This is a genomic window from Ancylobacter radicis (assembly GCF_018449475.1).
Taxonomy (GTDB): Bacteria; Pseudomonadota; Alphaproteobacteria; order Rhizobiales; family Xanthobacteraceae; genus Ancylobacter; species Ancylobacter radicis.
In genome coordinates, this window is the sequence record NZ_JAHCQH010000016.1 from 41,753 (window position 1) to 58,959 (window position 17,207).

Sequence of the window (17,207 nt, forward strand, 5' to 3'; positions counted from 1 at the left end):
TCGAGACTGTGCAAACGCAGTAAATATCGTGCGCATGCAACTTAAACGTCAGAAATCTCGCGTCTAACACCTCAGCTGGTCCATTTCTAGACGTCAAGTCTCCTACAGAGCGCATCGCGGATTGCCGAGCGGGCCGCCGGTCCGGCTGTTTGTGAGTGGGCTACCAATCTACCTCAGGGACAAAGGGCGGCCGGCTCGCATGGCTTGGGAAGCCCGCAGCCCGCTCGGCTCTTGGCTCGCTCCTTTTTGGGAGGGGGGAAGAAGGTGGCGATGAGCCGAACGAACATACCGGACACGTCCCCGGCCGGCGGGATGATGGGTCCGCCGCTTATTTTCGACAAGCTTGCCGGGCATTCTTATGCTAGGCGGGCTGGAGTACCGGGCCTTCCCCCAACGACATCGACGAGACGCCGATTACGCGCGATCGAGGTGCGTAGATACGGAGTCAAGATGTCGATGGCAGGTGAAGCGCCACTTGTGAAAGCCGATGCACGAAGCTGGGCGCGCCGTTTGGTCGGTTACCGGCAGTGCGATCCGCGTCGCAGCGTCTGGGAGCTTCTGATTACCGCCGTCCCCTTCGCGCTCGCCTGGGGCGTGATGCTTGCCGCGCTCAAGCTCGATCAGGTCTGGCTCTACGCGCTCCTCATCCTCCCGGCGGCGGGGCTGCTGGTGCGCTTGTTCATGATCCAGCACGATTGCGGCCACGGCTCATTCTTCGGCAGCCGGCGCGGCAATGACTGGACCGGGCGGGTGATCGGCGTCCTGACGCTGACGCCCTATGACCATTGGCGCCGCAGCCATGCGATCCATCACGCCAGTGCGGGCAATCTCGATCAGCGCGGCATTGGCGACATCGACACGCTGACGGTCCGCGAATATCTGGCGCGCTCGACCTGGGGGCGGATACGCTACCGGCTGTACCGGCATCCCCTGGTGATGTTCGGCATCGGCCCGATCTATGTCTTCCTGTTCGAAAGCCGGTTGCCCGTCGGCTCCGCCCGCAAGGGCTGGACGCCATGGATCAGCACCATGGCGACCAATCTGGGCATCGCTGTCGTGGCGGGTCTGCTCATGTGGGCCTTCGGCATCGGGCCGTTTCTGCTGGTCCATCTGCCGATCGTCATATTGGGGGCGGCCGCCGGCGTCTGGCTGTTCTATGTCCAGCACCAGTTCGAGGAGACGCACTGGGCCGACGGTGAGAACTGGGAATTTCATGAGGCCGCGCTGCATGGCTCGTCGCATTACGACCTGCCCGCCATACTGCGCTGGTTCAGCGCCAATATCGGCATGCACCATGTGCATCATCTGTGCAGCCGCATCCCCTATTATCGCCTGCCGGAAGTCCTGCGTGACCACCCGGAGCTGCGTGACGTCGGGCGCCTGACCCTCTGGCAGAGTTTCGGATGCGTGCGGCTGACGCTGTGGGATGACCAGCAGCGGCGACTGATCTCGTTTCGCGAAATGCGCGCGCTCTATCTATAGTGGATGGGGGCGACGGTGCCCGACCATTGACGACCATGAAGGAAACGGCGCGGCGGCTCTTGCCGGTGCTGAGGGCGACCGTGCGCCACACTTACAGGCCAGCCAACAGATGACCCCTGAAGAATTTCAAGACGCGCTCGAAAAGCTGGGATCCACTCCGGCGGGGATTGCCAAGCTCATCGGCGTCGACGTTCGCACGGCGCGCCGGTGGAGCACCGGCGCGAAAGCCATTCCCGAGAGTGTGGCTGCCCAGCTTGCCGACATTCTGAAGGTCGGCAGAGTGACGCTCGAGATGACCGCGCAGATGAAGTCTGTTCGCAATGGCGACGATTCTGACCAGGAGACCTCGCGCTTCGTGTGGGTGCAACGCAAGAGCGACGATCCGCACTGGACGGTGGCCGAGCACGATCTCATCTCGGATATCTTCTACCTGCCGGGGCGGGTCGAGCGATTTACGGCTGACGAGCTGGTGCTGGGGCCGGTGATTGCGGCGCCGACGGCCTGAACCCGCCAAGGGTAGAGAAGGCGGGGCCGGGCTTGGCCGAACGCGTCGCTTGCGCGAGGCGGTCTTCCGTAGGTCATTAGCCGCATCATTATCTCGTCGAAACGTTGCGCCGTGCTCAGCTTCGCCCGGCAGCTGTGCTGCCGCGCCGGCGGGCACCGAGCACGTTGCGGATCGAGAAGCTGGAATGGATGCGCAGCACGCCCGGCAGGGTTGAGAGAATGTCCGTGTGGATGCGCTCGAAATCCGCCGCGTTCTGCGCTTCCACGCGCAGCAGATAGTCCGAGCCGCCGGTCATCAGATAGCATTCGCGGATCTCGGGATGCCGGCGCACCGCCACCTCGAAGCGGTTGAGATAATCCTCGGTCTGCCGCTCCAGCGTGATGTTGACGATGACCGCCATGGCCGGCTCTCCAGCATTGTGGTCGATCAGCGCGGTGTAGCCGCGAATGACCCCGGCGCGCTCCAGCAGCCGGATGCGCCGCAGACAGGTGGAGGGCGACAGCCCCACCTCGGCGGCGAGCTTGGCATTGCTGATCCGGGCATTGAGCCGCAGCAGGCGCAGCAGAGTGAGGTCGGTGGTGTCGAGCGTGGCCATGGTGCCGTGGTGGATTGTGCGGCGATTTCGCAGATTATGCCGCCTATTTCGCACCAATGGAACGATCATGCGCGCTTTGGCGGCTTCGTGCGTGCGCTCTGCGGTATCCTGCTGACATTCCATTGACGTCGGCGAGAGGCGAGGGCGCATGTTCGGCGAGATTTCCGTGGCGGCGGCCGAGGATACGGCGCCGGGCCTGCTCAGCATCGATCTTGGGGCTCTCGGAAGGAATTACGAGACGCTGGCCCGCCACGCCGCTCCCGCCCGTGTCGCCGGCGTGGTGAAGGCCAATGCCTATGGGCTGGACGCAGCCGTTGTTGCCCCGGCGCTTCATGCCCGGGGGTGCCGCGATTTCTTCGTCGCGCATCTGGGCGAGGCGCTGGCGCTGCGCCCGCTTCTGCCGGAGGATGCGGCGCTGTATGTCCTGAATGGGCTTGCCCCCGGCGCGGAAGCGCGGGCCGCTGCGGCGGGCGTGATCCCGGTGCTGAACTGCCTTGAACAGGTGGATGGCTGGGCATCGCTGGCCGCCCGGCTCGGGCGCGACCTGCCCGCGCTGCTCCAGCTCGACACCGGCATGTCGCGGCTCGGCCTTGCGCCGGAAGAGGTCGAGATCCTCGTCGCCGATCACGGACGCCTCAACGGGGTGCGCCTGCTCTATGTGATGAGCCATCTGGCAAGCGCCGACGAGCCGGAGAGCCGGCAGAATGCGAGCCAACTCGGCGAGATGAACCGTCTCGCCGCCGCCTTTCCCGGGGTGCCGCTGTGCTTCGCCAATTCCGGCGGCATCTTTCTCGATCCGGCGTTTCGCGGCGCGCTGGTGCGACCGGGCATCGCGCTCTATGGCGGCGCGCCGACCGGCGGCGTCGCCAACCCGATGGAACCGGTGGTGCGGCTCGATTTGCGGGTGATCCAGACCCGGACCGTACCGGCGGGCGCGCGCGTTGGCTATGGGGGCGCGCATGTCGCGGTGGCCCCGACCCGGCTCGCCACCGTGGCGGCGGGTTATGCGGACGGTATTCCCCGCCATCTCAGCGGCTGCGGCGCGCTCTATCTCGGGGCGACCCGCCTGCCCATCGTCGGGCGCGTGTCGATGGACAGCCTGACGGTCGATATTTCGGCGCTGCCGGAGGGCGCGGTAACGGCCGGGCAGCTGCTGGAATTCATCGGCCCGCATCAGAGTCTGGAAGACATCGCGGCGGCGGCCGGAACCATTTCCTATGAGATACTGACCCGTCTCGGCAGCCGCTATCAGCGGCATCATGCCGGGGCGGCGGCGTAAGCACAGGCTGAACGGATTCAAGCGATGAAGATCGTCATTCTCGGTGCCGGCGTGATCGGCGTTTCCACGGCCTATTACCTCGCCCGCGACGGGCACGAGGTGGTGGTGCTCGACCGCCAGCCCGGCCCGGCGCTGGAGACCAGCTATGCCAATGCCGGCGAGGTTTCGCCCGGCTATTCCTCGCCCTGGGCGGCGCCCGGCATTCCCGCCAAGGCGATGAAGTGGCTGTTCATGAAGCATTCCCCGCTGATCATCCAGCCGCGCGCCGATGGCGCCACGCTGCGCTGGATGGCGGCGATGCTGCGCAACTGCACGGCGGCGCGTTATGCGGTGAACAAGGGCCGCATGGTCCGCCTCGCCGAATATAGCCGCGACTGCCTGATGGAGATGCGCGAGGCGACCGGCATTTCCTATGACGAGCGGATGCAGGGCACGCTCCAGGTGTTCCGCACGCAGAAGCAGATCGACGGGGTCGGCAAGGATATCGAGGTGCTGCGTGCCGATGGCGTGCCGTTCGAGATGCTCGACCGCGCCGGCTGCGTTGCCGCCGAGCCAGGGCTCGCCGCCGCGGCGCAGAAGATCGTCGGCGGCCTGCGCCTGCCCGGCGACGAGACGGGCGATTGCTTCAAGTTCACCAACGCGCTTGCCACGCTGTGCGAGGGTTTGGGTGTTCGCTTCCGCTACAATGTCAGCATTGACGGGCTGCGCCTTGAGGGCGACCGCATCGCCGCGGTGAAGACCGGGCAGGGCGAGGTGACGGGCGACGTGGTCGTCGCCGCGCTCGGTAGCTACACGCCGGCACTGCTTAGCCCCCTCGGGTTCGACCTGCCGATCTATCCGGTGAAGGGCTATTCGATCACCGTGCCGATCGTGAACGCGGCGCGCGCGCCGGTCTCCACCGTCATGGACGAAACCTACAAGATCGCCATCACCCGCCTCGGCGACCGCATCCGGGTCGGCGGCATGGCGGAGATCGCCGGCTTCAACCATGACCTGCCGCCCGCCCGCCGGGCGACGCTGGAACATTCGGTGGAAGATCTGTTTGGCGGCGCGGGCGACCAGTCCAAGGCGAGTTTCTGGACCGGGCTGCGGCCGATGACGCCGGACGGCACGCCGATCATCGGTCCGACGCGGGTGCCGAACCTGTTCATCAATGCCGGCCATGGCACGCTGGGCTGGACCATGTCCTGCGGCTCGGGCAGGGTGCTGGCGGACCTCGTCTCCCGGCGCAAGCCCGCGATCGAGGCGGGGGATCTGGCGCTGACGCGGTATGGCTGAGGGCGGTCGGGGTGATCGGCTCTTTCTTATAAAGAAAAATATATTCCTCTGATTGACCGCCGCGACGGGCGCGCCTACAAACTCCCTAGAACCAACTTCCAGGGAGCGCCCCGCTCATGTGCGGCATCGTCGGCCTGTTCCTCAAGGATCCGAAGCTGGAGCCGGAGCTCGGCGCCATGCTCTCGGACATGCTCGACATCATGTGCGATCGCGGGCCGGATTCGGCCGGCTTCGCCGTCTATGGCGCCGGCACGCCGGGCTTCGTGAAGCTCACTTTGCGCGGGCCGGCCGGCACGGATTTCGCCGCCCTCGGCGCGCAGATCGGTCATATCATCGTGCCGCGCGACACCCATGCGGTGCTCAGCGTGCCGGCCGTCGAGGAAATGGCGGTGCGCGCCGCCCTCGCGCGCCTCGCGCCGGAGCTGCGCGTGGTCGGCGCCGGCAGCCGCATGGAGCTCTACAAGGAAGTCGGCCTGCCGCTCGACGTGGCGCGCCGCTTCAAGCTGGAGACCATGGCCGGCACCCATGCCATCGGCCATACCCGCATGGCGACCGAGAGCGCCGTGACCACGGATGGCGCCCACCCCTTCTCCACCGGCCCGGACCAGTGCCTCGTGCACAATGGCTCGCTGTCGAACCATGCCGGCGTGCGCCGCCGCCTCGCCCGCGAGGGCGTGAAGGTCGACACCGAAAACGATAGTGAGGTCGCCGCCGCGTACCTGACCTATCGCATGCGCGGGGGCGACAGCCTGGGCGAGGCGCTGGAGCATTCGCTGGGCGATCTCGACGGCTTCTACACCTTCGTCGTCGGCACCGAGAGCGGCTTCGGCGTGCTGCGCGATCCCATCGCCTGCAAGCCGGCGGTGATGGCCGAGACCGACAGCTATGTCGCCTTCGGCTCGGAATACCGCGCGCTCGCCAACCTGCCCGGCATCGGCACCGCCCGGCTGTTCGAGCCGGAGCCGGCCAAGGTCTATTTCTGGGACCGCGCCGCATGAACGCCCTGAACCGCGCCATTTCCCGCGTCCCGGATGAGAGCACCGTGAAGTTCGATCTTGCCACCGCGCCGCTGCGCGATCTCAACGCCGCCCTGCACAAGCTGACGGCTGAAAGCAACGAGACCTATTGGAAGGTCGCCAACCCCGCCGGCCTGCACGCCATCGCCGCCGGGCTGAATGCCCCGGTCACCGTCGAGATCGACGGGCCGGTCGGCTATTACTGTGCGGGCATGAACAAATTTGCCCGCGTCATCGTCAACGGCACGGCCGGTGTCGGCGTCGCCGAGAACATGATGAGCGGCTTCGTCCATGTGAAGGGTGACGCCAGTCAGGCGGCCGGTGCGACCGGTGTGGGTGGGATGCTGGTGATCGACGGCAATGCCTCGGCGCGCTGCGGCATCTCCATGAAGGGCATCGACATCGTGGTGAAGGGCTCGGTCGGCCATATGAGCGCCTTCATGGCGCAGGCCGGCGCCCTCGTCGTGCTGGGCGATGCCGGCGAGGCGCTGGGCGACAGCCTCTATGAGGCCAAGCTGTTCGTGCGCGGCTCGGTCGCCTCGCTCGGTGCCGACTGCATCGAGAAGGAGATGCGCGAGGAGCACAAGGCGCTGCTGGCGGAGAAGCTCACTGCCGCCGGCATCCTCGGCGAGGTCGATATCGGTGAGTTCCGGCGCTACGGCTCGGCCCGCACGCTCTACCATTTCCACGTCGACAACGTGTCGAGCTATTGAGGGGCGCGCCATGACCGACCACAGCAACACCCCCCGCAAGCCGCCGCAGACCGCGCCCCGCGCGTCCGCCACCTTCGACGAGTACACGCTCTCGGAAATCCGCCGCGCGGCGGCGACCGGCATCTATGACATTCGCGGCGGCGGGGCCAAGCGCAAGCTGCCGCATTTCGACGACCTGCTGTTCCTCGGCGCCTCCATGTCGCGCTACCCGCTGGAAGGCTATCGCGAACGCTGCGACACCTCGGTCGTGCTCGGCACGCGCTTCGCCAAGAAGCCGATCGAGCTGAAGATCCCGATCACGATCGCCGGCATGAGCTTCGGCTCGCTCTCGGCCAATGCCAAGGAGGCACTCGGGCGCGGCGCTTCGGCCATGGGCACCTCGACCACCACGGGCGATGGCGGCATGACCAATGAGGAGCGCGGGCACTCGACCCAGCTCGTCTACCAGTATCTGCCCTCGCGCTATGGCATGAACCCGGACGATCTGCGCCGGGCCGACGCCATCGAGGTGGTGGTCGGCCAGGGCGCCAAGCCCGGTGGCGGCGGCATGCTGCTCGGCCAGAAGATCACCGAACGCGTCGCCAAGATGCGCACCCTGCCCGTGGGCATCGACCAGCGTTCCGCCTGCCGTCACCCGGACTGGACCGGGCCGGACGATCTGGAGATCAAGATCGAGGAACTGCGCGAGATCACCGATTGGGAGAAACCGATCTATGTGAAGGTCGGCGCGGCCCGGCCCTATTACGACACGGCGCTGGCGGTGAAGTCGGGCGCCGACGTGGTGGTGGTCGACGGCATGCAGGGCGGCACCGCCGCCACGCAGGAAATCTTCATCGAGCATGTCGGCATCCCGACGCTGGCCGCCGTGCGTCAGGCGGTGAAGGCGCTGCAGGATCTCGGCATGCACCGCAAGGTGCAGCTCATCGTCTCCGGCGGCATCCGCAACGGCGCGGATGTGGCCAAGGCGCTGGCGCTTGGCGCCGATGCGGTGGCGATCGGAACCGCGGCCCTCGTGGCGCTGGGCGACAATGACCCCCATTATGCCGCCGAGTACGAGGCGCTGGGCACCCGTGCCGGCGCTTATGACGATTGGCACGAGGGCCGCGACCCTGCCGGCATCACCACCCAGGACCCGGCGCTGATGGCGCGGCTCGACCCGGTCGCCGCCGGTCGTCGCCTCGCCAATTACCTCGCCGTGCTGACGCTGGAGTGCCAGACCATCGCCCGCGCCTGCGGCAAGAGCCATGTCCACAATCTGGAGCCGGAAGACCTGGTGGCGCTGACCATCGAGGCGGCGGCCATGGCCAATGTGCCGCTGGCCGGAACCAATTGGATCCCCGGCAGCAACGGCACTTTCTGACCCTTCCTCACCCCGCGCCTCGGCGCGGGGTTTGCATTCCATACCACCTCAACGAGCCCCGAAGGGGCCGGGGAACAGCACGCAACCGGATTGCATCATGGCCACCGATCTCGCCCAACTCGATCTGAAGCACGCCGCCAAGGAACTTGGCATCAAGTACTTCCTCATCTCCTATGTCGACCTGTTCGGCGGGCTGAGGGCGAAACTCGTTCCCGCCACCGCCATTGGCGGCATGCAGAAGGCCGGCGCGGGCTTTGCCGGCTTCGCTACCTGGCTCGACATGAGCCCGGCCGATGCCGACCTGTTCGCGGTGCCGGACGCCTCCAGCCTGATCCAGCTGCCCTGGAAGCCGGAAGTGGGCTGGCTCGCCTCCGATCTGGTGATGAATGACGAACTGGTGGCGCAGGCGCCGCGCAATGTGCTGAAGCACACCATGCTCGCCTCCGAGTCCATCGGCTACCACATGAAGACCGGCGTGGAGTGCGAGTTCTTCCTCACCAATGCCGACGGCACGCGGATTTCCGACGGCGCCGACACCGCCACCAAGCCCTGCTACGACCAGTCCGCCCTGATGCGCCGCTACGAGGTCATCAAGGAGATCTGCGACTCGATGCTGGCGCTGGGCTGGGGCCCGTATCAAAACGACCATGAGGACGCGAACGGCCAGTTCGAGATGAACTGGGACTTCGCCGACGCGCTGGTCACCGCCGACCGTCATGTCTTCTTCAAATACATGGCCCGCTCCATCGCCGAGAAGCACGGCTTCCGTGCCACCTTCATGCCCAAGCCGTTCATCGACCTCACCGGCTCGGGCTGCCACATGCACACCTCGCTGTGGCATGGCGACGAGAACCTGTTCGCCGACGAGCAGGGCGAGCTCGGCGTCTCCGATCTCTGCTACAATTTCATCGGCGGCCTGATCCACTCGGCTGACGCCATGTGCGCCTTCACCAACCCGACGGTGAATTCCTACAAGCGCATCAACGCCCCGCGCACCGTCTCCGGCGCCACCTGGGCGCCGAACACCGTGACCTATACCGGCAACAACCGCACCCACATGATCCGCATCCCCGATGGCGGGCGGCTGGAGCTGCGCCTGCCGGACGGCGCGGCCAACCCCTATCTCGCCCCCGCCGCCATGCTCGCCGCCGGGCTCGACGGCATCCAGAACCAGCGCGATCCGGGCAAGCGGCTCGACATCAACATGTACACGGACGGCCACAAGGTGCGCGGCGCCAAGAAGCTGCCGCTCAACTTGCTGGATGCGATCCGCGCGCTGGAGAAATCCTCCATCCTGCGCAACGCGCTCGGTGCGCCGCTGGTCGATGGCTACATCAAGCTGAAGAATGAGGAATGGAACGCCTATTCGCGCCACCTCACCCAGTGGGAGCGCGACAACACGCTCGACATCTGACGCGCGCGACAGGCCGGCAACCGGCCGGCGATCGGACGGCGGACAGGCGCTCGGGGCATCTCCGGGCGCCTTTTTCATAGGGTTCGACAGTCTCGCGCAAGGCCGGTGCGCAACAACGCGGGCGATATGGCCGCCTGGACCGGAGACGTAGAATGAGCCTGAAAAATATCGCGATACGCACCAAGATCATGCTGGCGTTTGGGCTCGTCCTTCTCGCCAGCATCGTCACTGGCGGCGTCATCCTCAATGCCGCATCAACTGTCGAGAAGAATGTCGATTGGACGCTCCATACCTATGAGGTGCTGGAGAGCGTCGACGGGATGATGGCCGCCCTCGTGGATCAGGAGACGGGCCTGCGCGGCTTTCTGATCACCGGCAAGGACGGTAGCCTGGACCCGCTCCGCTCCGGAGAGAAGGCCTTCGACGACAACTGGAGCAAGGCAAAGTCCCTGACGTCAGACAATCCCGTCCAGCAGGGGCGGCTCGATTCGGTCCGTCAGCAGGTGGACGGATGGCAGCGCGAGGTCTCCCATTACGCCATCGACCTGATGAAGAAGCCCGGCTCCGAAGAGGTTGCCCGGGATGTCGAGCGCAGCGGCAAGGGCAAGGGCTATTTCGACAAGATCCGCTCCCAGGTCGCGGAGTTGAAGGAGGCCGAGGCCTCCCTGCTCGGCGCGCGCAATGAGGCGATGCACGCGGCTGAAAGCGTGATCGTGTTCTCCGTCGGCCTGTCCGTCGTGGCTATCCTTGTCATCGGCCTCGGCGCCGCGTTTACCCTGAACAAGCTGATTGCCGTCCCGATCCGCGCCACGGTCACCGGCATGGACCGCATCCGCGACAGCGATTTCGCGACCGCCGTGGACTATACGGAGCGTAAGGACGAGATCGGCGCCATCAGCGTCGCCCTCCTCACTTTCCGCAACAGCCTCGCCGCTGCCGATGCCGCTCGCCGGGAAGCGACCATCCGCGAGGAAGAGGAACGGCAGGCGCTGGCCCGGCGCGAGAAGCTGGCGCAGTCCTTCGCCCAGAACATGCAGTCCATCGTCGGCCAGGTCGCCTCCTCCTCCGGCGATGTCTCTACCGCCGCGCGCAACCTCTCGGCCACGGCCGAGGAGACCTCGCGCCAGGCCGAAGCCGTGACCAATGCGGCGGCGGAAGCCTCGACCAATGTGCAGACGGTGGCTGCGGCGACCGAGGAAATGACCTCCTCGATCCGCGAGATCGGCACCCAGGTCACCCAGGCGGCGACCATCGCCTCGGCCGGTTCCGAAGAGGTCAACCGCGCCGCCAACGAGATCCGCGAGCTCTCCGAGGCTGCCAACAAGATCGGCGAAGTGGTGAGCCTGATCACCGACATCGCCGGCCAGACCAACCTGCTCTCGCTCAACGCCACCATCGAGGCGGCGCGCGCGGGCGATGCCGGCCGGGGCTTCGGCGTGGTCGCTCAGGAGGTCAAGCAGCTCGCCGAGCAGACCGCCCGCGCCACTCAGGAAATCGCGTCCAAGGTGCAGGACATCCAGCAGGCGACCGGGCGGACGGTGAATTCGATCGAGAAGATCGTCGGCACCATCACCCAGATCCGCGATGCCACCTCGATGATCGCCTCGGCGGTGGAGGAGCAGACCGCCACCACGCAGGAGATCGCGGCCAATACCCATATGGCGGCGAGCGGCACCGGCGCGGTGAACGACAACATCGCCGGCGTCGGGCGCGCGGCGGAGATGACCGGGGCGGCCTCGACCCAGCTCTCCTCGCTCTCCAGCTCGCTCTCGCAGCAGGCCGGTGATCTGGAGCGCGAAGTGGCCGAGTTCGTGAAGAACCTGCGCGCCGGCTGATCCGCCCGCGCCCCGCGCGGACCCGACGGTATCCCAAAAACAACCGCCCCGCAGCGATGCGGGGCGGTTTTGCGTTGCGCAGGGGCAACCCGCGGGCGCCGTTGCTTCCGGGTGCCCGCAACAGGTCCGTGCAAGCCACACGCGCGACAACGCGGCGGAACGTCATGTCCGATGCCGGGTGGATCGGACAGGCGAAAATCGTCGCGCACCCCTATGGATCGCCCATGTCCTTCAAGAACCTGCCGTTGATCGGAAAGATTTCGTCGCTTCTGCTGTTGCTCGCGTTCTTCGCCTCCGGCCTCGTCTACCTGGCCGGCACCAAGATGCAGAGCATTGACGACGCCTATGGCGCGGCGCTGGCCGGTCCCGCCCGCGCCACCGTCGCCGCCGCCCGCGCCAACCGCTTCGTGGTCTGGTACAATCAGGCCGTCTTCCAGTCGATTTCCGCGGTTTCGGCGGAAGAGAACAACCGGGCCATGGAGGTCCAGAAGCAGGCCGTGGACAGCTTCCATAGCCGCATGGCCAGTGCCCGTGAGCTTGATCCGACCCAGTCGGCTACCTTGGACGAACTGGTCCGTCGCTTCGACCAGATGGTCAATGTCGATTGCGCCAGCATCGTCAAGCGCGCCAATGAGAGCACCAATGCGCAGGAGGCTGTCGCGATCGGTGTGGAGTACAACCAGACCTGTATTCCGCTCTCGCGAGCCCTTGTCGCAGACATCTCCAAATTCGTCGATACGCGCGAACAGGATCTCGGCACCCTCGCCGCGGAACTGCACGCGACCGCCGAGAGCACGGAGAACATGGTCTATCTCGGCACCGCCGCGGCCCTTGTCCTCGTTCTCGCCATTGCCTTCTTCGTTACCCGCCTCGGCATCGTCCGCCCGATCACCCGCACGGCGGATGTCCTCGGTCTGCTGGCCGACGGCAAGTTCGACCTGACGGTCGAGGGCACCGACCGCAAGGACGAGATCGGCGGCATGGCCAAGGCGGCCGAGCGCCTGCGCATCGCCCTGGAAGAAGCCGAGCGGGTCCGCGAGGAAGCGCGCATGGCCGAGCTGCGCTCCGCCCAGCGCCTCGCCTCCGAGCGCAACGCCATCGCCGATGATTTCGAGGTGAAGATGGGCACGCTGGCCGATGCCTTCGCGACTTCCTCCGGCGATGTCTCGACGGCGGCGCGCAACCTCTCGGCCACGGCCGAGGAAACTTCGCGCCAGGCCGAAGCCGTGACCAATGCGGCGGCGGAAGCCTCGACCAATGTGCAGACGGTGGCTGCGGCGACCGAGGAGATGACCTCCTCGATCCGCGAGATCGGCACCCAGGTCACCCAGGCGGCGACCATCGCCTCGGCCGGTTCCGAAGAGGTCAACCGTGCCGCCAACGAGATCCGCGAGCTTTCCGAGGCCGCCAACAAGATCGGCGAAGTGGTGAGCCTGATCACTGACATCGCCGGCCAGACCAACCTGCTCTCGCTCAACGCCACCATCGAGGCGGCGCGCGCGGGCGATGCCGGTCGCGGCTTCGGCGTGGTCGCTCAGGAGGTCAAGCAGCTCGCCGAGCAGACCGCCCGCGCCACTCAGGAGATCGCGTCCAAGGTGCAGGACATCCAGCAGGCCACCGGGCGGACGGTGAATTCGATCGAGAAGATCGTCGGCACCATCACCCAGATCCGCGATGCCACCTCGATGATCGCCTCGGCGGTGGAGGAGCAGACCGCCACCACGCAGGAGATCGCGGCCAATACCCATATGGCGGCGAGCGGCACCGGCGCGGTGAACGATAACATCGCCGGCGTCGGGCGCGCGGCGGAGATGACCGGGGCGGCCTCGACCCAGCTCTCCTCGCTGTCGACCTCGCTCTCCTCGCAGGCCGGCGACCTGCAGCGCCAGGTGGCCGAGTTCGTGAAGAACCTGCGCGCCGGCTGATCGCTCAGCCTCGGCACGCGCCTTAAAAGCAAACCGCCCCGCAGCGATGCGGGGCGGTTTTCGTTTGGATGGTCGGTGAGGGGGCGGCGACCCGCCCCCACTTCAGAACCGCCCCCGCCTCAGAACCGGATGCTCAGTCGTGCGTTGAAGCCGTTCTCGGTGACGCCGTCGCCATATTGGCCGGTATAGGCGATACCCAGTGTCGAGGTCGCGCTAATGAGGACATCGAGCCCGGCCTCCAGCACCGCCGCATCCTCGGCGATCGGGGCGCCGGTGATGGTGAAGGCGTCCGAGCCGGCAAAGGCCTGCGTCACCGTCGGGTCGATGTCGCCAAAGGCGTGCCGCCAGCCGATCGCCCCGCGCAGCGTCGCCGCGGTGGAGCCGAACGCGATCTCCTTGGCGAGGCGCAGGCCCAGCGTGGTGAAGGTCGTGTCCATGGTCTGGGAGTCGCCGGTGAGCGCGGCAGCGCCGCCTTCTTCCGTGTAGCCGTCCTGGTCGAGGCTGACATAAGAGAGGTTGGCGAAGGGCTCGAAGGCGATGCCGGCGGCGTCAAACCGGTAGCCGAGTTCGCCGAAGGCCTGCACCGTGCCGGCAGTGTAATCCGCCGACAGGCTGTCCGAATAGCCGGTGAAGGCGACCGAGCGGTTGGTCGAGATGTCCTGCCACGTATAGGCCAGACCCGTGCGCAAGGCGAGCGGGCCCCAGGTGTTGCCGGCATAAAGGCCGATGTGCCAGTTATCGCTGGAGCCCGACGAGTTGCGGCCGGAAATCGAGAAGTCGGTGTAGCTGTAGCCACCGGCCAGACCGAGGCGCCAGCCCTCGCCGACCAATGTGTCCGCGCCGATCAGGAAGCCGCCGGTGGAATCGGAGACGCCGGCGGCGTTCGAATTGCCGTCCATCTCGCCCCAATTGCCGAAGGCGGTCGACCACAGCGCGAAGCGTTCGACCGGCGCCAAGGCGGGGGCCGCCTTCATCGGCATGCTCATATCGGCCGCGACCTGCACGGGCGAGGGGGCTTGGGACGGCGCGGCATAGGCGAGCGCGCCCGAGGCGGTCTCGATCACATTCACCACCTGGCCGGAAGAGGCGCCGACGCCCCCTTGAGCCGCCCGCAGGCGGTCATTCAGCGCGCCACGGATCAGCGAGGACTGTTCCATGAACAGGCTCTGCGTCGAGGCGTGCACCTCGCCCGAGAGCTGGTCGAAGGCGTTCGGCGCCTGCGCCGCCGTGAGCTGGAGCGCCGCGTCATAGACCGCATTGCCGAGGCCGAGCGATTCCGTGGCATTGGCGCTCGCCACCTCATTGGGCGTCTGCGCCAGCGAGGCGAAGCGCACATCGTTGCGCGCCAGCGTCAGATAGACATTGCTGGCATCATAGCTCAGCGAGGGCAGCAGATAGGCGTAATTGGTGGTGACGGTGGCGAAGCTGCCGGTCACGCCGCCCTGCGCGGTGAGGATGGTGTAGGTGGCGAGCGGGTTGGCATAGCCGGCCTGCGCCAGCACCGCGACGGTGCCGCCCGACAAAGTGGCGGTTCCGGTGGCGCTGATCAGGTCATGCGTGCCGTCGGCCCACACCTCGACCGTGTAGGTCGAGCCGGCCGCGAAGCTGACATTGCCGGCGACCGTGACCGTGCCCGGCGAATAGCCGGGCGAGACGGTGCCGCCGCTCAGCACGGTGAGCCCGCCAATGGTGCCGGTGCCGCCGATCGTGCCGCCGCTCTCGACGGTGAAGCTCGAACCGGTGGTGGAGCCGGCCGCCAGCACGAGGCTGGCCTCCTCGACCGCGATCGGGCCGTCATAGCCGCCGGAGCCGGTGAAATTGACCGTGCCGCCGAGAATGGTCACCGAGCCCGAGCCGGTGATGGTGCCGGGGAAGTCATAGGTGCCGGACCGGTAGAAGACCAGCGCCGCATTGTTGACGATGCTGCCGATCACCGAGCCCGTCGTGCCGCCATTGCCGATCTGCAGCGTGCCCGCGGCGATGGTCGTGCCGCCGGTATAGGTGCTGTCGCCCGTCAGGATCAGCGTGCCCGCCCCGGTCTTCACCAGCGCGCCGGAACCGGTGATCGACCCGGCATAGGTGATATCGTCGGAGCGGTTGAAGGCCAACGTGGCCCCGCTCGCCATCGATACGTCGCTGGCGATGCTGCCGGAGGTGCCGCCGGTGCCGATCTGCAGCGTGCCACTGAGGACGCTGAAGGCGCCGGTCAGGCTGTCGCTGCTGCCGACGAGGCTCCAGGTGCCGGTGCCCGACTTCGCCAGGCTGGAGAAGCCCTGGAACTGGCCGGACGCGGAGACGGTGGCGAGATCGAGTGTTCCGGTGGCGCTGCCGTTCAGCTCCAGCGTGTTGCCGCTGCTGACATTGGTGACGTTGCCGACCAGCACCGCCGTGTCGGCGAGGATGAGGCGGTTGCTGCCGGAGCCGAAGGCGATCGCCGTGCCGGAGGAGGAACCGGCCGAGATGGTGCCGCTGGTCTCGACCGTCGAATTGCCGTTGCCGGTCTGCACCGCTACCGCGCCGGTGGTCGCCAGCGTGCCGCTGTTCACCACCGAATTGGTGGTGGCGTCGATCAGCACGGCCAGTTCCGACGCATTCACCGTGCCGGAATTGGTCACGGTCGCGGTGCCGGTGATGGTGGCGACGGTGGCAGAGGTCTCGCCGCTGGTGAAGCCGCTGTCGACGACGATGCCGTTGACACCGGTTACCGAGCCCGCATTGACGACCTGCGCATTGCCCGTCGGCGTTTCCGCCCGGATGCCGGCGTCGCGGTTCGAGGTGACCACGCCCGTGCTGGTGTTGGTGACGCTGATGTCGCCGGACGTATAGGCCGCGGCGCGCAGGCCATTCATGCCCGTGATGGCGCGCACGGCGGCGTGAGCGGCATCAAGGCTCGGATCGCCGGTGGCGGTGACCGTGCCGCTGTTGATGATGGTCGCGTCGCCGATCTCGGTGGCGGCATAGACCGCGTTGTCATTGCCCGAGGTCACGGTGCCGGAAGTGGTGATGGAGGAATCGCCATCGTTCGACCAGGCGATGAGGCCCTGCTGCAGCGTCGCGTTGACCGTGCCCTCATTGATGATCTGGGCGAGGCCGTGCCAGGCGATGACGCGAATGCCGGCGAGGTGGGAAGTGACGAGGCCCGTCGGGGCGTTGGTCACCGAGACCGTCTCTGGGCTGGTGCCGTTATAATTGCCATCCGCGTAGATGCCGCGCCCATTGGTCGAGGTCACCGAGCCGCTATTGGTGATGGTGACGGGCCCGAGATTGGTCGTGGCATTCAACGCCGCGCTATCGCTGTAGGTTCCCGTCCAGGAACTGTACAAGGTGCCGGCATTGTCGATCTCGATCGACCCGCCATAATCGTTGCGGAACCAGACCGCGCCGAAACCATCGAAGGATGTGATGCTCACATCGGCGCCGATGGTGACGTCCGCATTGACGGTCACCGCGATGGGATCGTTGTTCGAATCCGTGCCGGACTGGAGGAACAGGGCGCTATAGTCCGGCCGGTTGATGACCGTGGTGCCGGTGATCAGGATGGTCTGGTCATAGGTGCCCAGCGTCGTGGGCGAGCTGTAATAGACCGACCCCGTGGTCAGGTCGGTCACGGTGAGCGAGCCCGTGCCGGGCGTCATGCTGACCTGCGCTCTGGTGGAATCGCAGATGATCAGCGTCGTGGTGCCGGTTACGTCGCAGTTCCCGCCATTTGCCAAAGCCGGGCTACTCATGCCGCCCGCGAGAGCCAGACTGCCGACAACAGCGGCGGAAACCAGACCTGGCGCGCCAAATGTCCCGCGCGCAAACG

General features: G+C 66.7%; 12 protein-coding genes. 10 read left to right on the top strand and 2 right to left on the bottom strand.

What is annotated here, in order from left to right; all coding sequences use genetic code 11:
* Positions 1-450: 450 nt before the first annotated feature.
* Both KIP89_RS11215 and KIP89_RS11220 read left to right on the top strand, forming a co-directional pair.
* Positions 451-1,482, top strand: coding sequence for a fatty acid desaturase (locus KIP89_RS11215; RefSeq protein ID WP_213755530.1), 1,032 nt, complete (start codon positions 451-453; stop codon positions 1,480-1,482).
* 109 nt (positions 1,483-1,591) lie between these two features.
* Positions 1,592-1,987, top strand: a complete 396-nt coding sequence (locus KIP89_RS11220) for a helix-turn-helix domain-containing protein (RefSeq protein WP_213755531.1) — start codon at positions 1,592-1,594, stop codon at positions 1,985-1,987.
* Positions 1,988-2,102: 115 nt separating this feature from the next.
* On the opposite strand, the gene KIP89_RS11225 is transcribed toward KIP89_RS11220, so the two are convergent.
* Positions 2,103-2,582 (bottom strand): Lrp/AsnC family transcriptional regulator, encoded by a 480-nt coding sequence (locus tag KIP89_RS11225; RefSeq protein ID WP_213755532.1) that lies wholly within the window; start codon positions 2,580-2,582, stop codon positions 2,103-2,105.
* 148 nt (positions 2,583-2,730) lie between these two features.
* Between KIP89_RS11225 and alr the strand changes: the two genes are divergently transcribed.
* The 8 genes from alr to KIP89_RS11265 all read left to right on the top strand — a co-directional run bounded on the left by alr (position 2,731) and on the right by KIP89_RS11265 (position 13,402).
* Positions 2,731-3,861 carry an alanine racemase gene (gene alr / locus KIP89_RS11230; RefSeq protein WP_213755533.1) on the top strand — a complete coding sequence of 377 codons (1,131 nt, stop codon included), beginning with the start codon at positions 2,731-2,733 and terminating at the stop codon, positions 3,859-3,861.
* A gap of 24 nt (positions 3,862-3,885) precedes the next feature.
* Positions 3,886-5,139: a D-amino acid dehydrogenase gene (locus KIP89_RS11235; protein WP_213755534.1), complete on the top strand. Its 1,254-nt coding sequence runs from the start codon at positions 3,886-3,888 to the stop codon at positions 5,137-5,139.
* Between the two features lie 116 nt (positions 5,140-5,255).
* Complete coding sequence (locus tag KIP89_RS11240) at positions 5,256-6,137, top strand: class II glutamine amidotransferase (protein ID WP_213755535.1); 882 nt, start codon at positions 5,256-5,258, stop codon at positions 6,135-6,137.
* The gene (locus KIP89_RS11245) at positions 6,134-6,868 is read left to right on the top strand and encodes a protein glxC (RefSeq protein ID WP_213755536.1); all 735 of its coding nucleotides are present in this window, start codon (positions 6,134-6,136) and stop codon (positions 6,866-6,868) included. Before KIP89_RS11240 ends, KIP89_RS11245 begins: the two co-directional genes overlap by 4 nt.
* A 10-nt stretch (positions 6,869-6,878) precedes the next feature.
* Positions 6,879-8,228 (top strand): FMN-binding glutamate synthase family protein, encoded by a 1,350-nt coding sequence (locus KIP89_RS11250; RefSeq protein WP_213755537.1) that lies wholly within the window; start codon positions 6,879-6,881, stop codon positions 8,226-8,228.
* A 97-nt stretch (positions 8,229-8,325) separates the two neighbouring features.
* Positions 8,326-9,642, top strand: coding sequence for a type III glutamate--ammonia ligase (gene glnT, locus KIP89_RS11255; protein WP_213755538.1), 1,317 nt, complete (start codon positions 8,326-8,328; stop codon positions 9,640-9,642).
* Between the two features lie 152 nt (positions 9,643-9,794).
* On the top strand, positions 9,795-11,477 hold the full coding sequence (locus KIP89_RS11260) for a methyl-accepting chemotaxis protein (protein ID WP_213755539.1): 1,683 nt from the start codon (positions 9,795-9,797) through the stop codon (positions 11,475-11,477).
* Between the two features lie 224 nt (positions 11,478-11,701).
* Entirely contained in the window at positions 11,702-13,402 is a 1,701-nt protein-coding gene (locus KIP89_RS11265) for a methyl-accepting chemotaxis protein (protein ID WP_213755540.1), read from the top strand.
* A 119-nt stretch (positions 13,403-13,521) separates the two neighbouring features.
* On the opposite strand, the gene KIP89_RS11270 is transcribed toward KIP89_RS11265, so the two are convergent.
* The gene (locus KIP89_RS11270) at positions 13,522-17,130 is read right to left on the bottom strand and encodes an autotransporter domain-containing protein (protein ID WP_213755541.1); all 3,609 of its coding nucleotides are present in this window, start codon (positions 17,128-17,130) and stop codon (positions 13,522-13,524) included.
* Between the last annotated feature and the right edge of the window lie 77 nt (positions 17,131-17,207).